Raw genomic sequence first — 2,000 nt, forward strand, 5'->3', positions numbered from 1 at the left:
ATGTAACTATATACATTATCCGCATAAAAGATTACAGCTGCAATTTTAGGTGTTTGCTTTTGATTTGAGTTAGGGTTGAACCTTTTTTATTTATGTTTAAAACTTTGCGAAACATTGCGAATAACTTTGCGTTCTTAACGGTAAAAAATAATGTTGTCATGAATAAAGAAACGCAATGGAGTGGCAAAGCGTAAGTTATACGAGGCTAAATCTGTAGCGGGTTGAGGTTCCTGAGCCCGTCGAAGGACTGATTACCGGTAAAACACTTAAACTAGAAAATTTCGATAATCTCTTTCTTACATAAATTCTACGAAACACTTACTTTTCCTTGTAAAACAGGGGGGTATATGTTAAAATATTTACTTATGATCAGGAATTATTTATCTAAATTCAGCATTGAAAAATTAGAAAAACCTTATTTCGGGCTATTAATATATAATCGGCTTATGTTCCTTACTAATTATATATAACAAAGAAACTTGTATTACTAATTTTAATTTTTCGGTAATTATTATCTGTGAAAAGATACCGATTTGATTAATACACAGGTAGCAGGTATTGCGGCAATAGTTTTTATTGCTGATGAAAATTAGATGATTTTGGTAGAAAAAGAACCTGCCAATGTAGAAGGAATAGTTGTATTTAATGATTTAGACAGCAGGTATTATGTTTACTATTGAAGAAAATGCAACCTGCAATATAGTATATGAGGTTAACGAAAGTATAGAACTAATTAAATAAAAATAAACAGTTTAAAATGAAAAAAGGAATATTATTTATCCTGATGTTAGTATTATCTGTAAACTTATTTGCAGGAAAAAATTATTACAAAGCTGAGTTGCTCCTCAAAAGCGGAGATGTTAAACAGGGATATGCAAATTGGGTTGCCGGTAACAACGATGAATTTGTTTATTACAAAGGCGCCAAAAAGGAAAAAGCACAAAAAATCGAGGCTGTAAAAATAGATAAGATAATTTTCGATTTTGATGGAGATAAAGTTGAATTAAAACAACTTAAAGTATATAAAGGTTGGAGTCAAAAAAAGATTAAGGGACCTATTTGGTTAGAAACCGTACAAGAAGGTATTGTAACTTTATTTGTTGTCACCTCTGAGTTACAGGGCGGAAAAGATTTTGGAGGATTTAGAGGCAGTGCAACTTTTCACGATTATTATTGTATAAGAGAAGGAGAGCCTGCAGCAAAATGGATCTCTGCAGTTTCTACCGGAAACAACAATCAGATGTTCAGGGCAAAAGCCCCCTTATACTTTGCCGATTATCCCGAATTAGCTAAAAAAATTAAAGATAAAGAATACAGGTGGAAGGATTTAACAACAGTTATTGATCTATATAATAATTGGGCATCTGATAAGCTGTAATACTTTATTATTTGAAGTTTATAAAAAAACATATTACAAATATTAAAAAGAAAATTATACCAAAACAATAATCATTATTATGAAAACAAATCTTAAATTTTTAGCAGGAGCAATGGCTCTTATTATGTTTATTTCCTGTAGCAAGGAAGATGAAAACAAAGACATCAACTCTATTGAAATGGGCGATGGAAGTTTCAAAGTAACTACAGCAACAATGCTGGGAGTTTCTTCGGGTGAAATCGGACATACGGCTATTAGCTTTACCAGTGGAACATCGCAAACAGAAATGACTGTTCTGACGTTGGATGTATCGTCGTTTACTGAGGAAACTATAGAAGGAACCTACTCATATCCGGCAGCAGATGAAGAAAAATCACTTAATTACTGGCTAACTAATTACATGGCGATTGAAGGGTCAACTATCACTACACATAATCTGGAAGAAGGAGAAGTTACAATTAAAAGTAATGGAGGGAATAACTATACTGTAGATGTATTTGTAACAATGGTTGATGGCACAACATTTACCGGGACCTATAGAGGTGATTTTCAGGTACAGTTTGCTAACAGCAATATGTAGGCTAAAAGTTTGAAAGAAAGTACAAAGTTTAAAGTACAAAGT

At 32.4% G+C, this 2,000-nt stretch carries 2 protein-coding genes; both read left to right on the top strand.

Annotation, left to right across the window (positions count from 1 at the left end):
- Positions 1 to 757: 757 nt before the first annotated feature.
- Positions 758 to 1,378: a hypothetical protein gene (locus tag ABFR62_14170; GenBank protein ID MEN8139563.1), complete on the top strand. Its 621-nt coding sequence runs from the start codon at positions 758 to 760 to the stop codon at positions 1,376 to 1,378.
- 79 nt (positions 1,379 to 1,457) lie between these two features.
- Positions 1,458 to 1,958, top strand: a complete 501-nt coding sequence (locus ABFR62_14175) for a hypothetical protein (protein ID MEN8139564.1) — start codon at positions 1,458 to 1,460, stop codon at positions 1,956 to 1,958.
- Positions 1,959 to 2,000: the final 42 nt, after the last annotated feature.

The sequence above is a fragment of the Bacteroidota bacterium genome, assembly GCA_039714315.1.
Lineage (GTDB): Bacteria > Bacteroidota > Bacteroidia > Flavobacteriales > JADGDT01 > JADGDT01.